Origin of the sequence: Pseudomonas sp. SWRI92, from assembly GCF_014268685.1 — a bacterium.
In the GTDB taxonomy this organism is placed as follows: Bacteria; Pseudomonadota; Gammaproteobacteria; order Pseudomonadales; family Pseudomonadaceae; genus Aquipseudomonas; species Aquipseudomonas marvdashtae.
In genome coordinates this window covers 146269-170688 of sequence record NZ_JABWQY010000008.1, presented here as the reverse complement: position 1 = coordinate 170688, position 24420 = coordinate 146269, and the positions used below count along the sequence as shown (strand labels likewise).

Here is a 24420-nt window from a genome sequence, read left to right as displayed (position 1 = left end):
CTACCTCAGCTTCAGGGTGGCAAGGCCGACCAGTACCAGAATCACGGTGATGATCCAGAAACGGACGATCACGCGCGGCTCGGGCCAGCCCTTGAGTTCAAAGTGGTGGTGGATCGGCGCCATGCGAAATACCCGGCGGCCGGTCAATTTAAAGGAGGCAACCTGAATGACGACTGACAGGGTCTCCATCACGAACACGCCGCCCATGATGAACAGGACGATTTCCTGGCGAACGATCACGGCGATGGTGCCCAGGGCCGCGCCCAGTGCCAGTGCACCGACGTCCCCCATGAAGACCTGGGCCGGATAGGTGTTGAACCAGAGGAAGCCCAGGCCGGCACCGATCAGCGCGCCGCAGAAAACAATCAGTTCACCCGCACCCGGTACATATGGAATCAGCAGGTATTCAGCGAATTTCACGTTGCCCGACAGGTAGCAGAAGATCCCCAGCGCACCGCCGACCATGACCGTCGGCATGATCGCCAGGCCGTCCAAGCCATCGGTGAGATTGACCGCGTTGCTCGAGCCGACGATCACCAGGTAGGTCAGCACGATGAAGCCCACGCCCAGTGGGATGCTGTAGTCCTTGAGCATCGGCAGGATCAGGGTGGTTTCCACCGGCGAGGCGGCGGTCATATAGAGGAAGATCGCCGCACCGAGGCCGAACACCGACTGCCAGAAATATTTCCAGCGGCTTGGTAGCCCACGGGAGTTCTTCTCGATGACCTTGCGATAGTCGTCGACCCAGCCGATGGCGCCGAACAACAGCGTCACCAGCAGCACGACCCAGACGTAACGGTTCGCCAGGTCGGCCCAGAGCAAGGTACTGATGCCGATGGAGGACAGGATCAGCGCGCCGCCCATGGTCGGGGTGCCGGATTTGGACAGGTGCGATTGCGGACCGTCGTTACGAACCGACTGGCCGATTTGCAGGCTCTGCAGGGTGCGGATCATCCACGGGCCCAGGAACAGCGACAACGACAGCGCGGTCAGCACACCCAGGATCCCGCGCAGGGTCAGGTACTGGAAGACCGCGAAGCCTTTGTGGAACTGTTGCAGGTACTCCGCTAGCAGCAGCAGCATTAATGTTTCTCCATACGGGTGCCGCACAAAGCCGCGACGATATTTTCCATCGCTGCGCTGCGTGAGCCCTTGATCAATAGGGTGGTGTTCGGGTCTTGCTCGGCGCCCAGGGCCTGGATCAGCTCGGCCTGAGTGGTGAAATGCTGCGCGTTCTCGCCAAACGCGGCGACCGCATGAGCCATCATCGGGCCGACGGCGTACAACGCATCGACCTTGCCGCGTGCATAGGCGCCGACATCGTGATGGCCTTGTTGCGCCCACTCGCCCAGTTCGCCGATATCCCCCAACACCAACACGGTGCGACCGGAGAAACCGGCAAGGATATCCACCGCTGCGCACATGGACGTCGGGTTGGCGTTGTAGGTGTCGTCGATAACGCGCATGCCGTTGCTTGCCAGCTGCGCGACGGTACGCCCCTTGACGGGTTGCACGGCGTTCAAGCCGCCAACGATGCCCGGCAGCGACACGCCCAGGGCATGGGCGGCGGCAGCGGCAGCCAGGGCATTGGCGACGTTATGGGTGCCAAGCAGGTTCAACTGCACGCGTTCGGCACCGTCGGGGCTGTGCAGGTTGAAAGCCGGGCAACCACGGGCGTCGCGGTCCAGGTCACTGGCGTAGAAGTTCGCGGCGAGGTTGCTCAGGGCGAAGGTCAACACCCTGCGCTCGCCCGCTCGGGCCTTCCAGATTTCGAAGGCCTTGTCGTCGAGATTCAGCACGGCGACGCCTTCGGCATCCAGCCCTTCGATGATCTCGCCCTTGGCCTCGACGATTTTGTCCGGGCCGCCAAACTCGCCGACATGGGCGGTCCCGGCATTGTTGAGCACGGCCACGTGGGGCTTGGTCATGCCGACGGTGTAGGCAATCTCGCCCAGGCGCGAAGCGCCGAGTTCGATGACGGCGGCGCTGTGTTCCGGCGCCAGCTCCAGCAGGGTCAGCGGTACGCCGAGATCATTGTTCAGGTTGCCACGGGTCGCCAATACCGGACCGCGGGTGCGCAGGATGCTCGCGAGCATCTCCTTGACCGTGGTCTTGCCACTGGAACCGGTAATGGCCGCGACCGGATTGGCAAACGCTGCGCGATTCAGCGCACCGAGCTGGCCCAGGGCCAGGCGAGTGTCGTTGACCAACAACTGCGGCAGCGTGCTGTTGGTCACTTCCCGCTCTACCAACGCGGCGACCGCGCCTTTGGTTGCCACTTCGTTCAAATAGTCGTGGCCGTCGAAACGCGGCCCGGCCAATGCGACGAACAATTGCCCCGGTGCGATAGCCCGGCTGTCGATGCTGACACCGTCGAAACTGGCGTCCGCAGCGATGAGACGCGCGTTCAAAGCGTTGGTCAGCTCACTGAGTTTCCAGGCCTTAAGCATGGGCCACCTCCCATGCAGTCAGCGCGTGATCGGCTTCCGCCAGATCAGAAAACGCATGGCGCTCGCCGTTGATTTCCTGATAGTCCTCATGCCCTTTTCCGGCCAGGACGACAACATCGTCCGCCGACGCACTGGCGATCAGTTGGGCAATGGCCTGGCCGCGACCGGCCACGAAGTTGACGTTATCCACCTGCGAGAAACCGGCGCGGATGTCGTCGAAAATCCGCTGCGGGTCTTCGCTACGCGGATTGTCATCGGTCACGAGCACGCCATCGGCCAGCCGCTCGACGACTTCAGCCATCAACGGACGCTTGCCACGGTCTCGATCACCGCCACAGCCAAACAGGCACAGCAACTTGCCCTTGGCATGCGGGCGCAAGGCCGTGAGAACTTTTTCCAGCGCGTCCGGCGTGTGGGCGTAATCGACCACCACCAACGGCTGGGTGCCGCCGCCCAGGCGCTGCATGCGACCGGCCGGACCCTCGAGTTGCGGCAGCACTTTGAGAATTTCGTCGAGTGCGTAATCCAGCCCGAGCAAGGCGCCGATGGCTGCCAAAACATTGCTCAGGTTGAAGCGGCCCAGCAAGGTGCTGCGCAGGAAATGCTCGCCCTGGGGCGTGACCAGCGTGGCGCGCACGCCTTCGTCATTGAATTGCGCCTGGCGGATATAAAGGTAGGCGCTGCTGTCCTCCAGGCTGTAGGTGATCAACCGGGACTCGCGTTGCTCGGCGGCCAGTTGCCGGCCGAACTCGTCATCGATATTGATGACCCGGCACCTCAAGCTATTCCAGGCAAACAGCCTGGCCTTGGCTTCACCGTAGGCCTGCATGGTGCCGTGGTAATCCAGGTGATCGCGGGACAGGTTGGTCAGCACGGCAACGTCGAATGCCAGTGCGCTGACGCGGCCCTGATCAAGGCCATGGGAAGAAACCTCCATCGCAACGGCCTTGGCACCGGCCTTCTTCAGGTCGGCCAACGTAGCTTGTACAGCAATCGGGTTTGGCGTGGTGTGCAGGCCGCTCTGCAGCGCACCGTGGAAACCGTTGCCCAGCGTCCCGACGATGCCGCAGTGCTGCCCGAGCAGGTCCAGCGCCTGCGCCACCAGTTGGGTGACGCTGGTCTTGCCGTTAGTGCCGGTCACGCCGATCAGGTTCAGGTGACGGCTCGGCTCGCCATAAAAACGTCCGGCAATATCCGACAGCTGCGCCGCCAGCCCCTTGACCGGAATCAGTGGCACATCGGTGATGGGCAGCACGGTGGCGCCGTTGACTTCATAGGCCACGGCCGCCGCTCCGCGCTTCAGGGCGTCGGCAATGTGCGCGCGACCATCGAACCGGGCGCCCGGCACCGCCAGGAACAGGTCTCCAGCACGTACGTCACGGCTATCAAGGGCCAACTCGCGAATCAGCAAGTCGTGGCCGGCGTGGGCAAAAATCTTGTTCAGGCTCAGGGACATCAGCCACGCCCTCCGTCGGGTTTCAATGGAACGACCGGGGCGGTACTCGCCTGCTGGGTCGGTGGCAGGTTATCCGGGGTGATGTTCATCAGCCGCAGCGTGCCGGACATGACTTTGCTGAACACCGGCGCGGAAACCAGGCCGCCGAAATAGCCGGCCTTGCTCGGTTCATCGATGACCACGACGATGGCGTAACGCGGGTCGCTCATCGGGCCGAAGCCGGCAAACAGCGAGCGGTAGGAGTTCTCGGCATAACCCTTGGTGCCAACGGAAGTCTTGCGCGCCGTACCGGACTTGCCGGCAACGTGATAAGCCGGCACCTGGGCGCGATACACACCGCGCGGCGCCTCGATCACTTGTTGCAGCATGCCCTGCATCGTCTTCGCGACGTCTTCCGGAATCACTTGGGTGGTCTGCGGCGCCTTGTCGGTCTTGACCAAGGTCAGCGGCGCGATACGCCCATTGTTGGCCAGCGCGGAAAACGCGTGGACGAGCTGGATCGCCGTCACGGAAACACCGTAGCCGTAGGACAACGTGGCGGTTTCCGCCTTGCGCCATTCACGATAGTTGGGCAGGTTGCCGACGCGCTCGCCCGGGAAGCCCAGGCCGGTGTCCTGGCCGAGGCCGATTTTCTGGGCCAGGCGATAAATCGTCTCGCCACCGATATCGAAGGCGATCTTGCTCATGCCGACGTTACTGGAATTGATCAGGATGCCGGTCAGGTCGAGCACCGGCCCTTCCGTCTTGGATACGTCGCGAATGGTGTACTTGCCGATCTGCAACGTCCCCGGATAGACCTCGACGGTGTCGCTTGGCTTCCAGCGTCCGGTTTCCAGGGCAGCGGCCATGGACACGGCCTTCATGGTCGAACCCGGCTCGAACACGTCGATCATCGCGCGGTTGCGCATCATCGCCGGCTGCAGGTTGCGACGGTTGTTCGGGTTGTAGGTCGGCTGGTTGACCATCGCCAGGATCTCGCCGGTCTTGACGTCCATGATCACCAGGCTACCGGCCTTGGCACCGTTCTCGACGATGGCATTGCGCAGCTCGCGGTTGGCCAGGTATTGCAAACGCAGGTCAATGGACAACGCCAAGGGCTTGCCGGCCTTGGCGTTTTTCGTGACCTGGACATCCTTGATCAGCCTGCCGCGCCGGTCCTTGATGACCTGGCGCTTGCCGGCGATTCCAGCGAGCCATTCGTCATAGGCCAGTTCGACCCCTTCCCGTCCGCGGTCATCGATATCGGTAAAACCGACCATGTGGGCGGTAACTTCACCGGCCGGGTAGAAACGCCGGAATTCCTCGATGCCGTAGACACCGGGTATTTTCAAGTCGAGCACGCTCTGGCCTTGCTCAGGCGTCAACCCGCGCACCAGGTAGATGAATTCTTTATTGGCCTGAGCTTCAAGACGCTCGGCGAGTGCCTTGGGATCCTGGCCGAGGGCCGCGGCCAGTGCCGGCCACTTTTCCTTGGCTTGCTGCATTTCCTTGGCGTTCGCCCACAGGGTCGTCACCGGGGTGCTCACGGCCAGCGGCTCGCCATTGCGGTCAGTGATCAATCCACGGTGCGCCGGAATCGGAATATGACGCACGCTGCGGGCATCGCCCTGCTCCTTGAGGAAGTCGCGATCAACTACCTGCAAGTCGATGATGCGCCAGGCAATCGCCGCGACCATGATCCCGAGCAAGCCCAGGACCAGACGAAACCGCCACGGGAACAGCGCCCCTTCGAGTTTCATCATGGCGCCACCATCTGCACTTCGGCGGCGCCGGGAATGCGCATTTTCAGTTGCTCGGTGGCCAGTACTTCGATGCGGCTATGGGCAGTCCAGGTACTCTGCTCCAGGATTAACCGGCCCCATTCGGCCTGAGCCTTGTCGCGCACGCTCAGCTCGTTATAAAGCGTGTTGAGCAACTGGCGGTTCCAATGCGCGCTGTAAGACACGGCGATGGCCGACACGAGCACGCCAATAAAAAGCAGCAGCATGAAAAAGCTGCCGCCCGGCAACGGCTTGGCGAAGAGCTTGCTCACCGCAACTTCTCCGCGACACGCATGACAGCGCTACGGGCGCGCGGATTGGCCTTGAGTTCTGCCTCGGAGGCGAACTGCGCTTTGCCGTGGATCTTGATCTTGGGGACGAACGCTTCGAAACGCACCGGCAGGTTGCGCGGCAGGTTGTCGGCTTCGCCTTTGGTGAGCTTGCGCATGAACAACTTGACGATGCGGTCTTCCAGGGAATGGAAGCTGATCACCACCAGGCGCCCACCGATTTCCAGCGCTTCAAGGGCGGCCTCGAGGCCTGCCTCAAGATCGCCCAGTTCGTTGTTGACGTGGATGCGCAGCCCCTGGAAAGCACGGGTCGCTGGATTCTTGCCTTTTTCCCAGGCCGGATTGGCGACTTTCAGCACTTCGGCCAAGTCACCGGTACGCTCGAACGGCTTGATGTCGCGGCGTTCAACTACCGCGCGCGCCATGCGCCCCGAAAAACGCTCTTCGCCGTATTCCTTGAAGACACGGGCGATTTCTTCCACCGCAGCGGTATTGACGAATTCGGCGGCGCTGACTCCGCGGGACGGATCCATGCGCATGTCCAGCGGGCCGTCGTTGAGGAAACTGAAGCCCCGTTCCGGGTCGTCCAACTGCGGCGACGACACGCCAAGGTCCAGCAGCACGCCACTGACCTTGCCGGCCAGGCCACGCTGGGCGACTTCCGAACCGAGCTCCGCAAAGCTGCGCTGCACAACGACAAAGCGGCCGTCTTCGGCCGCTAGCGCTTGCCCGGTGGCAATCGCTTGAGGATCCTTGTCGAACCCCAGCAGCCGACCGTCCGGACCGAGCTGGCTGAGGATCAGCCGACTGTGCCCGCCACGCCCGAACGTGCCGTCCAGATAGCAGCCATCAGGACGTACGGCGAGAGCCTCGACGGCTTCGTCAAGCAGTACGGTGATGTGGTTAAAGCCGCTATCAGTAGTCACAGGATCAAATCACGCAGTTCATCAGGCATGGCGCCCGGTTGTTGAATAGCAGCAAGGTCGGCGGCAGCAACCGCATTCCAGGCATCTTCGTCCCATAGTTGGAACTTGTTCAGTTGGCCCACCAGCATCGCGCGCTTATCCAGCTTGGCGTATTCGCGCAGACGCGGCGGCACCAGGAAACGACCGCTACCGTCGAGTTCGAGGTCGACGGCATTGCCGATCAGCAAGCGCTGCAAGCGGCGGTTTTCTTCACGCAACGAAGGCAGTGCGCGCAGTTTGGTTTCGATGATTTCCCACTCATCCAGCGGATAGACCGACAAACATGGGTCAACAGCGTCGATCGTGACGATTAACTGACCCGAACTTCGCGAAACGAGCTCGTCACGATACCGGCTGGGCATGGCGAGCCGGCCTTTTGCATCGAGACTGATTGCGTTAGCTCCGCGAAACACGTCTGCGTTTCTCCACTTTTGGGCGGTTTACGTTCAAAAAAACCCACTTCATGCCACTTTCCGCCACTTGCGCACACTATAGGAATGCGCCCACCGCACCGTCAAGGCGCGGATTGAAGGAAAAGCCTTATAGATCGGAGATTTAGGAGCGTTTCAGGAGGGGCAACAAGAATCTGACGTAGGAAAATTCGCCTCAACTCGAGGAAGCACAGGGGACTGCGCGCACAAGTTAAAGTGATTTGTTAAGAGTAAGATTTTTTTGGTATTAGGAACGGCGTCTGCCAGTGATTCCGGCAGGGAGGGAAAAGGTGGAGAGTCGATCTGTAAGCCGGGTTCTGTCTTGAACAGTCATTCGTCTACGATGGCCATCACTGGACATCTTTAGCAACCTACCCGGTCCCAGCGCGGGCCACGCCTTGGGACCCTATTTGGTCTTGCTCCAAGTGGGGTTTACCTAGCCACGAACTGTTGCCAGACGTGCGGTGCGCTCTTACCGCACCTTTTCACCCTTACCGGCGCCGAAGCGCTTAGGCGGTTATTTTCTGTGGCACTTTCCGTAGGCTCACGCCTCCCAGGCATTACCTGGCACTTCGCCCTATGGAGCCCGGACTTTCCTCCCCCCCCTAATTTTCATAGAGGGCAGCGACTGTCCGATCGACTCTCCGCCGCGAAGGTTAACGGTACAGCGCCTCAAGAACAAGCGCTAAAAGCCCATGACCAGCCTGGCGCCCAGCTTTCACTGGCTCTTCTGTTTTTCCAGTGCGACCTGGTACAGCACATTCTTGCGCTCGCCGGTAATCTGCGCCGCCAGGGCGGCCGCGCGCTTGAGGGGCATTTCCTCGAGCAACAGGTCCAGGATGCGCATCGCCTCGCTGCTGACGGCCTCTTCGTTTTGCGGCGGTGTCCAGCCCGCCACCAGCACGACACACTCGCCGCGCTGCTGGTTGCTGTCACCCTCGACGAAGGCTCGCAGCTCGGCTAACGGCAGGCCCTTGAGGGTTTCAAAGGTCTTGGTCAATTCCCGAGCCAACAGCGCCTGGCGCTCGGGGCCGAACACCAGCTCCATATCCTGCAAGCATTCAAGAATGCGGTGCGGCGCCTCATAAAAAATCAGTGTGCGCGGTTCTTCCTTTATAGCTTCCAGGCGCGCCCGCCGCCCCACGGCCTTGGCGGGCAGGAAACCTTCGAATATGAACCGGTCCGACGGCAGGCCCGCCGCCGACAGCGCCGCGATCAACGCACACGCCCCAGGTACCGGCACGACATTGATGCCTGCAGCGCGGGCCTGGCGTACCAAGTGATAGCCCGGATCGGAGATCAGTGGCGTACCGGCGTCAGAAATCAGCGCCACGTTGTCGCCAGCCAGCAGACGGGTGATGAAACGACTGCCTTCATCGCGTTCGTTATGCTCGTGACAAGCCGCCAAGGGCGTGGAAATACCGAAATGTTGCAGCAGGCGCTGAGAATGGCGCGTGTCTTCGGCCGCGATCAGCGCAACGTCCTGCAGGATCTTCAAGGCGCGTGCACTGATATCGTCCAGGTTGCCGATGGGCGTCGCCACCACGTAAAGCGAGCCGGCGGCGGAATTCATAGCACCTGGAGCAGTCAAAACGCACACCTCATGATTGGGGAAAACCGGCATTGTAACGCGTGTCGACGGTCTCGGCTGCTGCGCATCAAGGCTTGTGCACTCCCTCGCCACAGGCGTCAACAACTCGTCTTTTATGCGGTACCACACCCTTTGAACCACCTAAATCAACCGATTCACACCAGTAACATCGCGCCCCGGCCAACGCTTGGGTACAATTCGACGCTAATTTGATCTCGTATCAGGAACACTTACATGATCGCTTGCCTGCGGCTGCTCTCCGCCCTCTGCCTCGCTGCCCTCCTGGCGGCTTGCGCCAGCTCGCCCTCGTCCAGCCTTGGCGAACTTCCACGGACCCCGGATGCCAGTATCGAGCAGTTGCTCGAACAGGCCGCCCAAAGTAAAACGCCGGAACAAGCAGCGCTGTTGCGCCTGAGCGCCGCAGACCTGGCCTACCGCCAGGGCAATGCCGGCCAGTCCGCACAGATCCTGCAACAAGTGCCGATGGAACAACTCAAGCCCGGCCAGCAGATCTTTGCCAGCACGCTGTCGGCCGAATTGGCGATGACTCGCAATCAGCCCAAGGCAGCACTGACTTCGCTGGGCCATCCAAGCCTGCAGCACTTGAGCGAAATGCCGGTGGAACAGCAAATCCGCACCGGCACCGTCCGCGCTCGCGCCCTTGAGGCCGATGGCCAGACCCTGGCCGCCGCCAAGGAGCGGATCTTCATTGCCCCGCTGCTCGACAACGAAGCCGCGGTAAAAAATCACGAAACCATCTGGACGCTGATCGCCTCGCTGCCCACTGATCAATTGCAACCGACCACCACCGACGACCTCGGCGGCTGGTTGAGCCTGGCCAAGGCCGTGAAAACCGCCGGCACCCTGGAGCAACAACAAGCGGCCATCGACAGCTGGCGCGAGCAGAACGCCAAGCACCCCGCCGCACTGCAATTGCCGACGCCGCTGGTCAAGCTAAAAGAACTGGCGAGCCAGCCGCTGAGCAAGATCGCTTTGCTGCTGCCGCAAACCGGTCCGCTGGCCTCGGTCGCCAAGGCCCTGCGTGAAGGCTTTATGGCAGCTCACTACCAGGTGCAGCAGGCCGGGCAGAAGCCGCCGAGCATCCAGTTCTACGACAGCGCAAGCCTGACGTCGATGGATGAGTTCTATCGCAAGGCCCAGGCCGACGGCGTCCAACTGGTCGTCGGCCCGCTGGAAAAACCCTTGGTCAAACAAATCAGCACCCGCCCGCAACTACCCATTACCACCCTGGCACTGAACTACAGCGAAGGCGAACAAGGCCCGCCCCAACTGTTCCAATTCGGCCTGGCCCCAGAAGACGAAGCCCGTGAAGTCTCCCGTCGCGCTCGCGCCGACGGTCTGCATCGCGCCGCGGCCATGGTGCCGAAAGGGGAATGGGGCGATCGCGTATTGAAAGCTTTCAGCCAGGATTGGCAGGCGAACGGCGGAACCATCGTCGCAGTCGAACGCGTCGACCAGCCAGTGCAACTGGCCCAGCAGATCGCCGACATGTTCCAGTTGCGCCAGAGCGAAGGTCGCGCCAAGAGCCTGCAAAGCACCGTGGGCACAACGGTCGCCGCGCAGCCATCGCGTCGCCAGGACATCGAGTTCATCTTCCTGGCATCGACCCCGCAGCAGGCCCAGCAGATCAAGCCGACCCTGAACTTCCAGTACGCCGGCGACGTGCCGGTTTATGCGACGTCCTCCGTATTCAGCGTCAGCGGCGACCAGAATCAGTACAACGACATGAACGGCGTGCGCTTCTGCGAAACGCCTTGGTTGCTCGACGCCAACGACCCGCTGCGCCAGCAGGTCACCGCGCAATGGCCTCAGGCCGGCGGCAGCCTGGGCCGGCTGTATGCGATGGGTGCCGACGCCTATCGCCTCGCTCCGCGCCTGGGCCAGCTCAAGGCGTTGCCAGACAGCCGGATCGAAGGCCTGTCGGGAAGCCTGGCGATATCGCCGACCCAGCGCGTGCAACGCCAGTTGCCTTGGGCGCAATTCGTCAACGGCCAGGTACAGCGGCTGCCGGACACCCAGCGCTGATGCCTGACCGATCACACCTGCAAAGCGGCAAGAATGCCGAGGGCCAAGCCCTCGCGCATCTTCAGCAACAGGGTCTGCGCCTGCTGGCGCAGAACTGGTTGTGCAAACGCGGCGAGCTGGATCTGGTCATGCTTGACGGCGATACAGTAGTATTCGTCGAAGTCCGCTATAGAAAAAATACCCAATGGGGTGGCGCGCTCGATAGCATCGATGCACGCAAGCGTCAGAAGCTGGTTTTCGCCGCGCAGTACTTCCTGCAAAGCGAGCCTCGCTGGGCCGACCATCCCTGCCGTTTCGACGTGGTTGCCATCGACAGCAACGTCGATCAGCTGAACTGGCTACAAAACGCCTTCGACAGTTGAGCGCCCAGCCAAGCCGGACACCTTCACTTAACTTTTTTGCTCTTTGCTTTGCGCGCCGCACATGTTTGTGCCGATAAGTCGCGCTACTTAAGGTCACACAGATGGACATGCAATCGCGAATCCGCCAGCTTTTTCAGGCCAGTATCGACACCAAGCAACAGGCGATGGACGTACTTGCACCGCACATCGAGCAAGCGAGCCAAGTGATGGTCAACGCCCTGCTCAACGAAGGCAAAATGCTCTCGTGCGGCAATGGCGGCTCTGCCGGCGACGCGCAGCATTTTTCCTCGGAGCTGCTCAACCGCTTCGAACGCGAACGCCCGAGCCTGCCGGCCATCGCACTGACAACCGACAGCTCGACGATCACCTCGATCGCCAATGACTACAGCTACAACGAAGTATTCTCCAAACAGATCCGCGCCCTGGGCCAACCCGGCGATGTGTTGCTGGCGATTTCCACCAGCGGCAACTCGGCCAACATTATTCAAGCGATCCAGGCCGCACATGATCGCGAAATGATTGTCGTAGCATTGACCGGTCGCGACGGCGGCGGCATGGCATCGTTGCTGCTGCCTGAAGACGTCGAGATTCGCGTACCGGCCAATGTCACTGCACGTATTCAGGAAGTCCATCTGCTGGCGATCCATTGTCTTTGTGACTTGATCGACAGCCAACTGTTCGGGAGTGAAGAATGACCCCTAATCGCCTAGGCCTACTGGCCCTGACCCTGTGCCTCGGCATCAGCGGCTGCACATCGGTGGTTAATGCCAGCCGGGAAAAGCCGATTGAAGACGACCGCGGCACCCGCACCTTCGGCAGCAAGATCGACGACTCGCTGATCGAAACCAAGGTCGGCGTGAATATCGCCAAGGCCGATCCGGACCTGGACAACAACTCGCACATCGTCGTCACCAGCTTCAACGGCGTCGTGCTGCTGGCCGGCCAGACGCCACGCGCCGACCTCAAGGCCAAGGCCGAACAGGAAGCCAGCGCTGTGCAGCGTGTCAAGACCGTACATAACGAACTGCAAGTCCTGCCGCCCTCCTCGCTGCTGGCACGCCAGAACGATGCCTGGCTGACCACGAAGATCAAGACCCAGATGCTCACCGATGCGAGCATTCCGGGTTCGCGCATCAAGGTTGTGACCGAGAACGGTATTGTTTATCTGCTGGGGTTGCTGACCAAGCAGGAAGCGGCACAGGCGACCAATCTGGTTCAAGGTGTGTCTGGTGTACAGAAGATTGTGAAACTGTTCGAATACATCGACTGACGTAAAGAACAGGCACAAAAAAGGCGATCCAATTGGATCGCCTTTTTTGTGCCTGATGTCTCGTTATTTCACCACTTTCAAACTCGGCCGCCCGCTAGGACGCGGCGGCTCGTCATCCGGTGGTGGCAGGTCATCATCCGCCTCGAACTCTTCCTCGCCGTCCAACGGCACTTCCAGCTCGAACACCATGCCCTGGCCATTCTCCCGGGCATAAATCCCCAGGATCGAAGCGATAGGCACGTACAGCGTATGCGGCACCCCGCCAAAACGCCCCTCGAAGCTGACCGCATCGTTGTCCATGTGCAAATGACGCACAGCGGCCGGCGATACGTTCAGGACAATTTGTCCATCATTGGCAAAACCCTGCGGCACCTGGACCGATGGATACTCGGCATTGACCAGCATGTGCGGGGTGCAATCGTTGTCCACAATCCACTCGTAGAGCGCGCGGACCAGATAAGGTCGACTGGAGTTCATAGCGGCTCCCTAAGCCTTAGCGCATGTCGCGTTCGACACCAGACAGACTCGCCTGGAAAGCCTCACGCGCAAATTGGCGCTCCATATAATCAAGCAGCGGCTTGGCTGGCCGCGGCAGTTCGATACCCAGGATCGGCAAACGCCAGAGTATGGGCAATAGGCAGCAATCCACCAGACTTTGTTCCTCACTCAGAAAGAACGGCTTGTCGACGAACAGCGGCGACACGCCCGTCAGGCTTTCTCGCAACTCCTTACGCGCCACCACCCGCGCCGGCTCCTTGCTCCGCGGATCCAGGATCAGATCCACCAACCCGCACCAGTCACGCTGGATGCGATGGATGAGCAAGCGACTGTTGGCACGCGCGACTGGGTACACCGGCAGCAAAGGCGGATGCGGATAACGCTCATCCAGATATTCCATCACCACGGTCGACTCCCACAACGCCAGGTCACGATCGACCAGCGTAGGCAGGCTGCCGTAAGGGTTCACCTCGATCAGCTTCGGCGGCTGACGGCCCGCTTCAACGTAAATGATCTCGGCGCTGACACCCTTCTCTGCAAGTACGATGCGTACCCGGTGGGAATAGTGGTCGGCGGGGTCGGAGTAACAGGCCAACCGATTGGTCACGCCCATGGCGATCCTCCTCGCTTGTTGAAATTATCGAAAAACGGAAAAACGAGCGCGCCCAGAGGGCGCCTCCCGTAACCACCTGATCAACCAGGCTCGTTACACCTTCAGAGACGCCCTTGGGCGCGCACGATTAACAGCAACGGCTTACAGCTTTATCAATGCACGTCTTTCCAGTATTCACGCTTGAGCAGGTAAGCGAATACGAAGAAGAACGCCAGGTACAGCAATACATACGTACCGATGCGCTGATGCTCCAGCTTCACCGGGTTGGCCGAGTAGGCCAGGAAAGTCACCAGGTTCTTGACCTTCTCATCGAACTGCTCAGGTGTCAGGGTGCCAGTGTTCGGCACGATGGTCAGCTGGTCGCAGGCTTCATGGGTCAAAGCGGTGCCGGTCAGCGGATCATATTGCTTCTTGCCGTCCTCGACGATCTGAACCTGCTTGCAGCCTACCACTTGACGACCCTGCAGGCCGACCAGAACGTTCGGCATGCCGACGTTCGGGAAGACTTTGTTGTTCACGCCCCAAGGGCGCGCAGGGTCTTCATAGAACGAACGCAGGTAGCCGTAGAGCCAGTCGGTACCACGCACGCGTGCCACCAGGGTCAGGTCCGGCGGCGCTGCGCCGAACCAGGTCTTCGCGTCCGCAGGCTGCATGCCGATGTTCATGTGGTCGCCCAGCTTGGCGCCGGTGAACACCAGCTTCTCGAGCATCATCTCGTGAGGGATACCCAGGTCATCAGCCACGCGCTCGTAACGCTGGAACTTGGCACTGTGGCAGCCCATGCAGTAGTTGGCGAACGTACGGGCGCCGTCTTGCATGGCCGCTTTGTCGGAAACGTCGATGTCGACCTTTTCCAGTTCCGGCCCACTCGACGTGGACGCAAAAGACAGTACAGGCAACGCAGCAAGAATCAGTACAGAAAATAGCTTTTTCATCAGCCAGTCACCCTTTCCGGAACCGGTTTGGTCTTCTCGAGCCTGGTGTAGAAAGGCATCAGAATGAAGTAGGCGAAGTACAGGAAGGTGCAGACCTGCGACAGCAGCGTCCGACCCGGGGTCGGCGCCAGTACGCCCAGCACACCCAGGATCACGAACGAGATGCAGAACACCCAGAGCCAGATCTTGCTCAGCCAACCCTTGTAGCGCATCGACTTGACGGGGCTGCGGTCCAGCCATGGCAGGACGAACAGCACGGCGATGGCCGCGCCCATGGCGATGACGCCCAGCAGCTTGTCCGGAACCGCCCGCAGGATCGCGTAGAACGGTGTGAAGTACCAGACCGGCGCAATGTGCTCAGGCGTCTTGAAGGCGTTGGCCTGTTCGAAGTTCGGCTTCTCGAGGAAATAACCACCCATTTCCGGGAAGAAGAACACGATGGAGCAGAAGATGAACAGGAAGACCACGACGCCGACGATATCTTTCACGGTGTAGTACGGGTGGAAGGCGATGCCATCCAGCGGTACGCCGTTCTCGTCCTTGTGCTTCTTGATGTCCACACCGTCCGGGTTGTTCGAACCGACTTCATGCAGCGCCAGGATGTGCAGCACCACCAGGCCGAGGATCACGATCGGCAGGGCCACGACATGCAGGGCGAAGAAGCGGTTCAGGGTAATGCCCGAGATCAGGTAGTCACCACGGATCCACTGGGTCAGGTCGTCACCGATGACCGGAATGGCACCGAACAGCGAGATGATCACCTGGGCGCCCCAGTACGACATCTGGCCCCACGGCAGCAGGTAGCCCATGAAGGCTTCGGCCATCAGCGCCAGGTAGATCAGCATGCCGAAGACCCAGACCAGCTCACGCGGTTTCTGGTACGAACCGTAGAGCAGGCCACGGAACATGTGCAGATAGACCACGATGAAGAACGCTGAAGCGCCGGTGGAGTGCAGCAGACGCAGGATCGAGCCGTACTCGACGTCGCGCATGATGTACTCGACGGAGGCAAACGCCTCTTCCGCCGACGGGGTGTAGCTCATGGTCAGCCAGACACCGGTAACGATCTGGTTGACCAGGACGAGCAATGCCAGGGAGCCAAAGAAATAGAAGAAGTTGAAGTTCTTCGGTGCGTAGTACTTGCTGAGATGGTCTTCCCACATTTTGGTCGCGGGAAAGCGCGCATCAACCCAATCCATGAATTTGCTCATCACGCTTTCTCCGTATCGACGCCAATGACAATGATGTCATCGGTCTCATAGGAATGCGGGGGAACCGGCAGGTTCAAAGGTGCAGGCTGCGATTTGTAGACGCGACCGGCCAGGTCATAGTGGGAGCCGTGGCAAGGGCAGAAATAACCGCCAACCCAGTCCTTGCCCAAGTCGACAGGCGCGACTTCGGGACGGAACGTTGGCGAGCAGCCCAAGTGGGTGCAGAGGCCAACCAGAAGCAGGATCTCCGGCTTGATCGAGCGCGTCTCAGGGTTGACGTATTCCGGCTGGACCGAGTTCTTGGAAGAGGGATCGGACAGCTGGCCCTCGATCTTTTTCAGATTCCCCAGAATCTCCTCTGTACGGCGGACGATGAACACCGGCTGACCACGCCATTCAGCAATCATCTGCTGCCCTGGCTCGATCTTGCCGATATTCACTTTCACCGGTGCACCTGCGGCTTTCGCCTTGGCACTGGGAAACCATGACCCCACGAACGGGACCACGGCCCCCACCGCTCCTGCAGCACCCACCACGGATGTGGCTGCTACCAGGAAGCGACGCCGGCCTGCATTCACGCCGTCATTGCTCATTCAGTCCTCTCCCATCAGCTTTGTGGCCTGTTAGATCAGGCGTCTACTAAGTAAAAATCTGAACTTATAAAAATTTTGCCGAATGGTAATGAAAACCCCCAATTCTGACAAGGTAATTACCATGCGGCCAAACCGCCAAGCCTTGTAGTATAGGGGCTCTACGAATGTGGCAAGTTGTCACAGAGCAATTATTTCGCCCATAAAAAAACGCCCAGCTCCGTGAGGAACTGGGCGCCTTTTGAACGCGGAAGCGAAATTAACGCTTCGAGTACTGCGGACGCTTACGCGCTTTACGCAGACCGACTTTCTTACGTTCAACTTCGCGAGCATCGCGAGTTACGAAGCCAGCTTTACGCAGCGCGCCGCGCAGAGTTTCGTCGTAATCCATCAGGGCACGAGTGATGCCGTGGCGGATTGCGCCAGCTTGACCACTCACACCACCACCGATAACGGTGACGTAGATGTCGAATTTTTCGACGGTCTCGGTCAGTTCCAGCGGCTGACGAACTACCATGCGGGCAGTTTCGCGGCCGAAGAAGTTATCCAGGGAGCGGTTGTTGATGGAGATGTTACCAGTGCCCGGACGCAGGAAGACGCGTGCGGTTGCGGTCTTGCGACGGCCAGTGCCGTAATTTTGAGTCGCCGACATAATGAACTATTCCGTTAAAACTTCAGTTCTTGGGGCTGCTGAGCAGTATGAGGGTGAGCAGCGCCCGCATAAACCTTCAGCTTACGATACATGTCGCGACCCAGTGGGTTTTTAGGCAGCATGCCTTTAACCGCGGTCTCGAGCACGCGCTCAGGGGCTTTGGCGATCAGCTTTTCGAAGTTGATCGACTTGATGCCGCCAGGAAAACCGGAGTGGGAGTAGTACATTTTGTCAGTGGTTTTAGCGCCAGTAACACGTACTTGCTCAGCATTAATGACGACGATGTAGTCACCGGTGTCAACGTGAGGGGTGTACTCAGGCTTGTGCTTGCCACGCAGACGGCTCGCGATTTCGGTGGCCAGACGACCCAGGGTCTGACCAGCAGCGTCGACGACAAACCAGTCGCGCTTTACTGTTTCCGGTTTAGCAGTAAAAGTTTTCATTCTTTATAGCCTCAGGGGCCGCCCTGTAAATTAGACGGCGGATCTTACTGAATAGTGCGTACTTTGACAAGTCAAAGGCAGCCGGATACAGACGCTTTCGGGGGCTCGGGTCGGCGCGTCCGTTCAACGGCAAGATTCTTCGGCGGCGGCGCATCACTTCCACTGCAGAAAGAGGTGCGCAATTATGCAGATTGCGAAAAATATTTCAACCTGCTTTTATGATTGTTTTGCCCAAGGAGTCCCCGATGGACTATCGCAAGCTAGGCCGTACCGATCTGAATGTCAGCGCCTTATGCCTCGGAACCATGACCTGGGGCGAGCAGAACAGCGAGGCCGAGGCGTTCGCCCAGATCGAACGCGCCAAGGGTGCCGGGATCAACTTCCTCGACACCGCCGAAATGTACCCCGTACCGCCCAAGGCCGAGACCTACGCCACCACCGAGTGCTACATCGGCAACTATTTCAAGAGCCGCGGTGACCGCGCCGACTGGGTCCTGGCAAGCAAGATCGCCGGCCCCGGCAACACCATCGATTACATCCGCGACAAAAATCTGAAGCACAACCGCCACCACATCGTCGAAGCGTTGGATGCAAGCCTCAAGCGCCTGCAGACCGACTGGATCGATCTCTACCAACTGCACTGGCCGGAACGCAGCACCAACTTTTTTGGCCAACTGGGCTACACCCACAAGGCCGACGAAGACTTCACGCCGCTGGAGGAAACCCTCGAAGCCCTGGACGAACAGGTCCGCGCTGGCAAGATCCGCCACATCGGCCTGTCTAACGAAACACCGTGGGGCACCATGAAATTCCTCGCCCTGGCCGAAGCTCGGGGCTGGCCGCGAGCGGTGTCGATCCAGAACCCGTACAACCTGCTCAACCGCAGCTTCGAGATCGGCCTGGCGGAAATCGCCATTCGCGAACAGTGTGGCCTGCTGGCCTATTCGCCCCTGGCGTTCGGTTTCCTGTCGGGCAAATACGAGAACGGCGCACGGCCGGCCAAGGGTCGCCTGACGCTCTACAGCCGCTTCATGCGCTACTTCAACCCGCAGTCGGAAGCCGCCTGCAGCCGCTATGTGGCCCTGGCTCGCGAACACGGCCTGGACCCGGCACAGATGGCCCTGGCATTCGTTACCCAGCAGCCGTTCGTGACCAGTAACATCATCGGCGCCACAACCCTGGAGCAACTGGACAGCAACATCGCCAGCTTCGACCTGAAGCTGTCGGATGAAGTGCTGGCGGGGATCGAGGCGATCCACAAGGATCATCCGAATCCGGCGCCATAACCTCAAGCGGAACGTCCCTTGCACCGATCCGACGCCGAGCGTGGGATCGGTCACGCCGCATTACAGCGACCGCGCAATGATCTCCTTCATGATTTCATTGGTCCCGGCATAGATCCGCTGCACCCGCGCATCGGCCCATGCCCGGGCAACCGGGTATTCCCACATGAAGCCGTAGCCGCCATGCAACTGCACGCATTCGTCGAGCACCTTGCATTGCAGGTCGGTGCCCCAGTATTTCGCCATCGCCGCGGTCGGCACGTCGAGCTTGCCTTGCAGGTGCAGTTCCAGGCAGCGGTCGACAAAGACTCGGCCGATCTGGATCTCGGTGGCCATTTCCGCCAGTTTGAAGCGGGTGTTCTGGAAGTCGGCGATGGACTTGCCAAATGCCTTGCGATCACGGGTGTAGTCCAGCGTCCACTGCAGCGCCGCTTCGGCCGAGGCCAGGCCACCGATGGCGACGGTCAGGCGCTCCTGGGGCAACTCTTGCATCAGGTAGGCAAACCCCATTCCGGCCTGCCCCAAGAGATTTTCCTTCGGTACGCGAACATCCTGGAAGAACAGTTCGGAGGTGTCCTGGGCCTTCATGCCGACTTTTTCCAGGCGCTTACCTTTCTCGAAGCCGGGTGTGCCTGCTTCCACGAGGAACAGGCTGGTGCCCTTGGCCCCCGCCTTCGGGTCGGTCTTGGCGACGACGATGACCAAGTCAGCCAGGAAGCCATTAGTGATGAACGTCTTGGAGCCGTTGATGACATATTCATCGCCATCCAGCACCGCCGAGGTCTTCACACCTTGCAGGTCAGAGCCCGCGCCTGGCTCGGTCATGGCAATGGCCGTGACCATTTCGCCCGACACCAGTTTTGGCAGGTATTTATGCTTCAGCGCCTCGCTGCCGTAATGCAGGATGTACGGCGCGACAATATCGGAATGCAGTGAAAAGCCGATCCCGGTCAGCCCCAGGCGGCCGATTTCCTCGATCACCACGGTGCTGTAGAGAAAGTCCGCGTCCAGTCCACCGTAGGTCTCCGGCAGATGCGAGCACAACATCCCCGCCTCCCCTGCCTTATTCCACAGCTGACGGTCGACATGCCCCTGTTTTTCCCACTGGCTGTGGTACGGCACGGCTTCTTTTTCAAGGAAGCTTCGTACCGTGTCTCGAAACAATTCGTGCTCGGGACTGAACAGGGTTCTTGGGATCATGACGTACCTCTGATTATTGTTCGATGGCTTATCCGACAGAGCCTAAGCCCGGGCTGGATGACAGGACACTGGACACATGCGACAAAAAATAAGACGATCCAGCCGTTTAGTGACCACTATCCCCTATAAAAATAAAGATCAATTATGTCCATGCACGTCTCCACGCCCTTGCGGCGCGTCAGCATCCTGGCAACCGACCGGGTTTTCGCTTCCACCCTCATGCAGGCCAAGGATTTTTTCCACCTGGCCAGCCTGCGCTATGGCAAACAACTGGGCCACGGCCTGACGCCGGCATTCGAAACCCGCCTGGTCAGCCCCGATGGCAAGCCAGTCAACAGTTTCAGCGACGTGATCATGCCGGTGGACGGCGGCCTGGAAGACACCGACGTGATCATCCTGCCAGCTTTCTGGGATGACTTCGCCAGCCTGTGCCAACGTTATCCACAGGTCCTGCCATGGCTGCGAGAGCAGCATGCTCGCGGCGCGGTACTTTGTGGCGAAGCCACTGGGGTGTTCTGGCTGGCCGAGGCCGGGCTGCTCGATGGCAAGGAAGCCACCACCTACTGGCGTTTCTTCAATGCCTTCAAGGAACGCTTTCCCCAGGTGCACCTGAACCAGGACAAGCACCTGACCGACGCCGACAACCTGTTTTGTGCCGGCGGCACCACATCGGCATGCGACCTCTACATCTACCTGATTGAACGCTTCTGCGGCGCCAATGTGGCCCAGGCCGTGGCGCGAGACATCTTGTACGAAGTACAACGCAGCTACTCGCCCGGACGCATCGGCTTCGGCGGCCAGAAGCTGCACCAGGACGTGATCATCCTGCAAATCCAGCAGTGGCTCGAAGAGCACTTCGCCGACAAGTTCCGCTTCGAGGACGTCGCCCGCGAGCACGGCATGAGCATCCGCAATTTCATGCGCCGCTTCCAGACCGCCACGGGTGACAAGCCGCTGCATTACCTGCAACGACTGCGCATAGAAACCGCCAAGGGCCTGCTGTCCGGCAGCCGCAAGAGCATCAAGACCATCAGCTACGAAGTCGGCTACGACGATGCGAGTTTTTTCGCGCGATTGTTCCGGCAGCACACCGACCTGTCGCCGAACCAGTATCGGCAGCAGTTCCAGCAGGCCGCGTGACCCCATGGGTAAATGCAACCCAATGCAGGAGCGGGCCTGCTCGCGCCTACCTTTGATCTTGTGTGCGAAGAAAAGCCAGTCTTTCTTGCACATTCCTACATAAAAAGCGGAATGCGGAGCGCCCAAGTGCTGGATTTCGCTCACATACTTCACCGCGTGAACACCGCAACATCACACCCCTGAAAAACATCATCAGGGAAGAGTAAGAATGACCATCGGATCAAGCTACAACTACCCCTCCTCCGCCGCCAAGGAGGCCGCTCGAACCAAGCGCTCGGCTGACAACAAATGGGCGGCTCGCTTTCCAAACCCACCCGATTTGTGCTTCGACTACCGGGCGTTGGTCGAACAGAAAAATGGCATTGCCACGGCCACTGACCCCCAACACAGAATTTGCATCATAGGCGCCGGCATCACCGGCTTGACTGCCGCCAGAGAGCTTTATCGTTGCGGATTCACCCACATCACTCTACTGGAGCAATCCAGGCGCATAGGCGGCAGGCACCTGACCGTCCCCGGAAGCAAACACTCCATCGCAAGCCATACCCCCTTTGAAATGGGGGCTATGCGCATGCCCTTCTTCAACCAGGCTGATGAGCCGCCGACAGATGGGCGTTCAATGATGGCGTACTACGCCAAGGCCTTTGACTTATCGACGTCGGATTTCGCCAATCCAGGCAGCCAATGGGTCCGCTCGACAGGCATCTTCCTGCGCGAGGGCAGCCTTGGCGGTGAATCGACCCCACAGATGCAGATCTGGAAGAATGAAGACGGTCACACACCGCCTCCCGGCAAAGAATTGCAAGAGGTGTATTCCAAGTGGAAAACATTTGCCGATCGTATGACTCGGCACGTAGCGGAGGTTTACGCCAGTGCGAAATGGGAAACCATGTGGGCCGCTATTGTTGCAAAGTACGAGAGCGTTTCGTTTCGCGATCTGGTGAGCATGCCGGCTTTACAACACTGGGACGAACGCTCTCCGGGAGACTTTGGCGGGATGGGAATGTCCGCGAAAGAGTCCGCAATCTTCTATGCGATTGGCATAGGCGACGGCAGCTGGGGTGCATTTTATGACGTCTGCTCTATTTATCCGCTGCGCACCGCCATCTTTGGATTCAGCAGCCATCTGCAACTGATCCATGGTCGGGTAGACCCGATGGGAGACCCGCTCGCATCGCCCCACCTGCATAGCGAAGCGGTTTTTGATTCCATGGAGCTGATTTTCGACAGTCCCCGCTACGTCGGGCTCGCCGCATTGGCCGAGTGTCTACTGTTCATGAAAACCGATGAAACCAAAAAATCCTTCTACGAACATTGCCGCGACGCAAAGGATGGTTTGCTCACGGACTCGTCCGTAACAAAGCTGACAAAATTGGCCAACCAAAAGATACGCGTCCACTTCGACTGGAAACACAGCCAGCCCGAGCGACTCCAGCAACGCTTTGAAGATTTCGACTCGGTGATCATGACGCTTCCCTCCTGGCTGATCGAAACGCGCATTGAGCTTGAAAACTTCACCGCGCAAATGCTGCCTTTCGAGACCATCAATGCTTATAAAACAGCTCACTGGGAGACCAGCTGCAAAGTCTTTGCGCCACTGAAAAAATCATTTCTCTCGAAAAACACCAAGATTCCGCAGGCCATTGTCACCGACAGCTTCATCCACGACGTCTACACCTACCGCTACAACGACACCTACAGCTATGACTGCATTCTCCTGAGCTACACGTGGGAAGACGACGCAACCAAACTCGCCTCATTCACCGACAGGGAACTAGTGACCAAGTGCGCCAAGGAGCTAGATCGAATACTGATGAAGTGCACCAATGTCCAAGAAAGAATTTCTCCCTACATCGGGCTCGATCAAGCCAAGGTCCAGCGCTGGATGACCGATAGGAATGCGTTGGGTTGCGCAAAGCTGTACAGACCTGGCGCCTACTACGATGCTGTGAGCTTGATGAAGTACAACAGGGACTTTGGACATCACTCAGGTCTGTATTTTTCTGGCGAATCATTTTCGGTAGATGCCGGCTGGACGGAGCCTTGCTTTCGAGGCGCCGTCGACGCTGTCATTCATATCTGTAATAAAACCGCTGCGACGTTCAATGGTGGTTTTTCCATGAGCGACTATCCGTATTACAAAACCGCAACCTGACGTCCTTTTGCGCTTGGAGCCGTTCACGACGTGCATTGGCTCCCCCCCTACCAAGGGATCCGCTCATTCATCTTCGGAGACTGCCTACAACCTAAACGGAAACGGCTGACTTACGCTCCGCGCCCGTTTCACCTCTTATGAACACGCCATTAAACAGCGTGAATAACAATAAGAAGAGGTTTACGAAAAATGAGCGAGCCAACCAGTCCTGTTCGTGTAGCAGTCGTGCAATTCGACCCCCAGGTCGGCATCAACAATCGCGAGGATAATCTGCACCGCAGCCTTGCTCTGGCCCTGGAGGCAGTGAACGGCGGAGCGAATCTCATCGTCCTGCCCGAGTTATCAAGTACCGGTTATTTCTTCAGCAACCGACAGGATGCGTTCGACCACTCCGAATCAATCCCCGGCGGACAGAGCGTGCAAGCCTGGATGGACTTCGCCCGCCAGCACAAGATTTACCTGGTGGCTGGTTTGACGGAGCGTGAAGGCATGCGGCTCTTCAATACTGCCGTTCTGGTGGGGCCCGACGGATTTATCGGCAAGTATCGAAAAGCGCATTTGTGGAATCTGGAGAAACTGTGGTTCACACCGGGTGACCTGGGTTTTCCGGTGTTTGACACACCAATAGGCCGTATAGGGTTGCTGATTTGCTGGGATATCTGGTTCCCGGAAGTGCCGCGAATTCTCAGCCAGCAAGGCGCGGACATCATTTGCAGCTTGAACAACTGGGTCTGGACGCCACCGCCTCTGTTCGATGACGCAGGCAAGTGCATGGCGTCGTACCTGACGATGACGGCAGCGCATGTAAACAACGTATTTATTGCAGCGGCAAGCCGCATAGGTGAGGAGCGAGGTGCCCGCTACCTGGGCTGTTCGTTGATCGCTGGCACCAACGGCTGGCCGATCGGTGCGGTGGCTTCGGCTGACCAACAAGAAGTGCTTTTTGCCGATATTGACCTGACCAGTTCCCGAAGCGCTGCCATCTGGAACAATTTGAATGACTTGCACCGAGATCGTCGAGCCGACCTTTACGATCAAATGCTCGGCTATACCCAGCACCCTTGTCTGCCGCGTTGATA

General features: G+C 59.4%; 24 protein-coding genes and 1 other RNA gene. 8 read left to right on the top strand and 17 right to left on the bottom strand.

Annotated features, from left to right (window positions below):
* The 9 genes from mraY to rsmI form a co-directional block, all read right to left on the bottom strand.
* Complete coding sequence (gene mraY / locus HU762_RS15120) at positions 1–1083, bottom strand: phospho-N-acetylmuramoyl-pentapeptide-transferase (protein ID WP_186638341.1); 1083 nt, start codon at positions 1081–1083, stop codon at positions 1–3.
* Positions 1083–2450 (bottom strand): UDP-N-acetylmuramoyl-tripeptide--D-alanyl-D-alanine ligase, encoded by a 1368-nt coding sequence (gene murF, locus HU762_RS15115; RefSeq protein ID WP_186638339.1) that lies wholly within the window; start codon positions 2448–2450, stop codon positions 1083–1085. The genes mraY and murF overlap by 1 nt, the downstream gene beginning before the upstream one ends.
* Positions 2443–3906 (bottom strand): UDP-N-acetylmuramoyl-L-alanyl-D-glutamate--2,6-diaminopimelate ligase, encoded by a 1464-nt coding sequence (locus HU762_RS15110; protein ID WP_186638337.1) that lies wholly within the window; start codon positions 3904–3906, stop codon positions 2443–2445. The genes murF and HU762_RS15110 overlap by 8 nt, the downstream gene beginning before the upstream one ends.
* Complete coding sequence (locus HU762_RS15105) at positions 3906–5645, bottom strand: penicillin-binding protein 2 (protein WP_186638426.1); 1740 nt, start codon at positions 5643–5645, stop codon at positions 3906–3908. Before HU762_RS15105 ends, HU762_RS15110 begins: the two co-directional genes overlap by 1 nt.
* Positions 5645–5938: a cell division protein FtsL gene (gene ftsL, locus HU762_RS15100; protein WP_003178214.1), complete on the bottom strand. Its 294-nt coding sequence runs from the start codon at positions 5936–5938 to the stop codon at positions 5645–5647. The genes HU762_RS15105 and ftsL overlap by 1 nt, the downstream gene beginning before the upstream one ends.
* Positions 5935–6882, bottom strand: coding sequence for a 16S rRNA (cytosine(1402)-N(4))-methyltransferase RsmH (rsmH, locus tag HU762_RS15095; protein ID WP_186638335.1), 948 nt, complete (start codon positions 6880–6882; stop codon positions 5935–5937). The genes ftsL and rsmH overlap by 4 nt, the downstream gene beginning before the upstream one ends.
* Complete coding sequence (gene mraZ, locus HU762_RS15090) at positions 6879–7334, bottom strand: division/cell wall cluster transcriptional repressor MraZ (RefSeq protein ID WP_186638323.1); 456 nt, start codon at positions 7332–7334, stop codon at positions 6879–6881. The genes rsmH and mraZ overlap by 4 nt, the downstream gene beginning before the upstream one ends.
* Positions 7335–7642: 308 nt before the next feature.
* An RNA gene (rnpB, locus tag HU762_RS15085) (RNase P RNA component class A) lies at positions 7643–7996 on the bottom strand.
* 74 nt (positions 7997–8070) lie between these two features.
* Positions 8071–8925, bottom strand: a complete 855-nt coding sequence (gene rsmI, locus HU762_RS15080; RefSeq protein ID WP_186638321.1) for a 16S rRNA (cytidine(1402)-2'-O)-methyltransferase — start codon at positions 8923–8925, stop codon at positions 8071–8073.
* Between the two features lie 252 nt (positions 8926–9177).
* Here rsmI and HU762_RS15075 point away from each other — a divergent pair, with 252 nt between their 5' ends.
* From HU762_RS15075 to HU762_RS15060, 4 genes are all read left to right on the top strand, one after another.
* Positions 9178–10989 (top strand): penicillin-binding protein activator, encoded by a 1812-nt coding sequence (locus HU762_RS15075; RefSeq protein WP_186638319.1) that lies wholly within the window; start codon positions 9178–9180, stop codon positions 10987–10989.
* On the top strand, positions 10989–11351 hold the full coding sequence (locus HU762_RS15070; RefSeq protein WP_186638317.1) for a YraN family protein: 363 nt from the start codon (positions 10989–10991) through the stop codon (positions 11349–11351). The genes HU762_RS15075 and HU762_RS15070 overlap by 1 nt, the downstream gene beginning before the upstream one ends.
* 101 nt (positions 11352–11452) lie before the next feature.
* Positions 11453–12046: a phosphoheptose isomerase gene (locus HU762_RS15065; protein ID WP_007928463.1), complete on the top strand. Its 594-nt coding sequence runs from the start codon at positions 11453–11455 to the stop codon at positions 12044–12046.
* The gene (locus HU762_RS15060) at positions 12043–12621 is read left to right on the top strand and encodes a BON domain-containing protein (RefSeq protein WP_186638315.1); all 579 of its coding nucleotides are present in this window, start codon (positions 12043–12045) and stop codon (positions 12619–12621) included. Before HU762_RS15065 ends, HU762_RS15060 begins: the two co-directional genes overlap by 4 nt.
* Before the next feature lie 63 nt (positions 12622–12684).
* On the opposite strand, the gene HU762_RS15055 is transcribed toward HU762_RS15060, so the two are convergent.
* The 7 genes from HU762_RS15055 to rplM all read right to left on the bottom strand — a co-directional run bounded on the left by HU762_RS15055 (position 12685) and on the right by rplM (position 17563).
* Complete coding sequence (locus HU762_RS15055) at positions 12685–13098, bottom strand: ClpXP protease specificity-enhancing factor (RefSeq protein WP_186638313.1); 414 nt, start codon at positions 13096–13098, stop codon at positions 12685–12687.
* 16 nt (positions 13099–13114) lie between these two features.
* A complete protein-coding gene (locus HU762_RS15050) occupies positions 13115–13732 on the bottom strand; it encodes a glutathione S-transferase N-terminal domain-containing protein (RefSeq protein ID WP_186638310.1) in 618 nt (205 codons plus the stop codon).
* Positions 13733–13884: 152 nt separating this feature from the next.
* Complete coding sequence (locus HU762_RS15045) at positions 13885–14667, bottom strand: cytochrome c1 (RefSeq protein ID WP_186610995.1); 783 nt, start codon at positions 14665–14667, stop codon at positions 13885–13887.
* Complete coding sequence (locus HU762_RS15040) at positions 14667–15878, bottom strand: cytochrome bc complex cytochrome b subunit (RefSeq protein ID WP_092393821.1); 1212 nt, start codon at positions 15876–15878, stop codon at positions 14667–14669. The genes HU762_RS15045 and HU762_RS15040 overlap by 1 nt, the downstream gene beginning before the upstream one ends.
* Complete coding sequence (gene petA / locus HU762_RS15035; RefSeq protein ID WP_186610996.1) at positions 15878–16471, bottom strand: ubiquinol-cytochrome c reductase iron-sulfur subunit; 594 nt, start codon at positions 16469–16471, stop codon at positions 15878–15880. The genes HU762_RS15040 and petA overlap by 1 nt, the downstream gene beginning before the upstream one ends.
* A 256-nt stretch (positions 16472–16727) precedes the next feature.
* The gene (gene rpsI, locus HU762_RS15030; RefSeq protein WP_003205364.1) at positions 16728–17120 is read right to left on the bottom strand and encodes a 30S ribosomal protein S9; all 393 of its coding nucleotides are present in this window, start codon (positions 17118–17120) and stop codon (positions 16728–16730) included.
* A 14-nt stretch (positions 17121–17134) separates the two neighbouring features.
* The gene (rplM, locus tag HU762_RS15025; protein ID WP_003178186.1) at positions 17135–17563 is read right to left on the bottom strand and encodes a 50S ribosomal protein L13; all 429 of its coding nucleotides are present in this window, start codon (positions 17561–17563) and stop codon (positions 17135–17137) included.
* 245 nt (positions 17564–17808) lie between these two features.
* On the opposite strand from rplM, the gene HU762_RS15020 reads away from it, so the two are divergent.
* On the top strand, positions 17809–18849 hold the full coding sequence (locus HU762_RS15020) for an NADP(H)-dependent aldo-keto reductase (protein WP_186638308.1): 1041 nt from the start codon (positions 17809–17811) through the stop codon (positions 18847–18849).
* A gap of 60 nt (positions 18850–18909) precedes the next feature.
* Here the strand turns inward: HU762_RS15020 and HU762_RS15015 are convergent, their stop codons facing one another.
* The gene (locus HU762_RS15015; protein WP_186638300.1) at positions 18910–20046 is read right to left on the bottom strand and encodes an acyl-CoA dehydrogenase family protein; all 1137 of its coding nucleotides are present in this window, start codon (positions 20044–20046) and stop codon (positions 18910–18912) included.
* A gap of 243 nt (positions 20047–20289) precedes the next feature.
* Between HU762_RS15015 and HU762_RS15010 the strand changes: the two genes are divergently transcribed.
* The 3 genes from HU762_RS15010 (at position 20290) to HU762_RS15000 (ending at position 24418) form a co-directional block, all read left to right on the top strand.
* The gene (locus HU762_RS15010) at positions 20290–21186 is read left to right on the top strand and encodes a GlxA family transcriptional regulator (protein WP_186638425.1); all 897 of its coding nucleotides are present in this window, start codon (positions 20290–20292) and stop codon (positions 21184–21186) included.
* 208 nt (positions 21187–21394) lie between these two features.
* Positions 21395–23341 carry an FAD-dependent oxidoreductase gene (locus HU762_RS15005; RefSeq protein ID WP_186638294.1) on the top strand — a complete coding sequence of 649 codons (1947 nt, stop codon included), beginning with the start codon at positions 21395–21397 and terminating at the stop codon, positions 23339–23341.
* A 189-nt stretch (positions 23342–23530) separates the two neighbouring features.
* Positions 23531–24418 carry a nitrilase family protein gene (locus HU762_RS15000; RefSeq protein WP_186638283.1) on the top strand — a complete coding sequence of 296 codons (888 nt, stop codon included), beginning with the start codon at positions 23531–23533 and terminating at the stop codon, positions 24416–24418.
* The last annotated feature ends 2 nt before the right edge of the window (positions 24419–24420 follow it).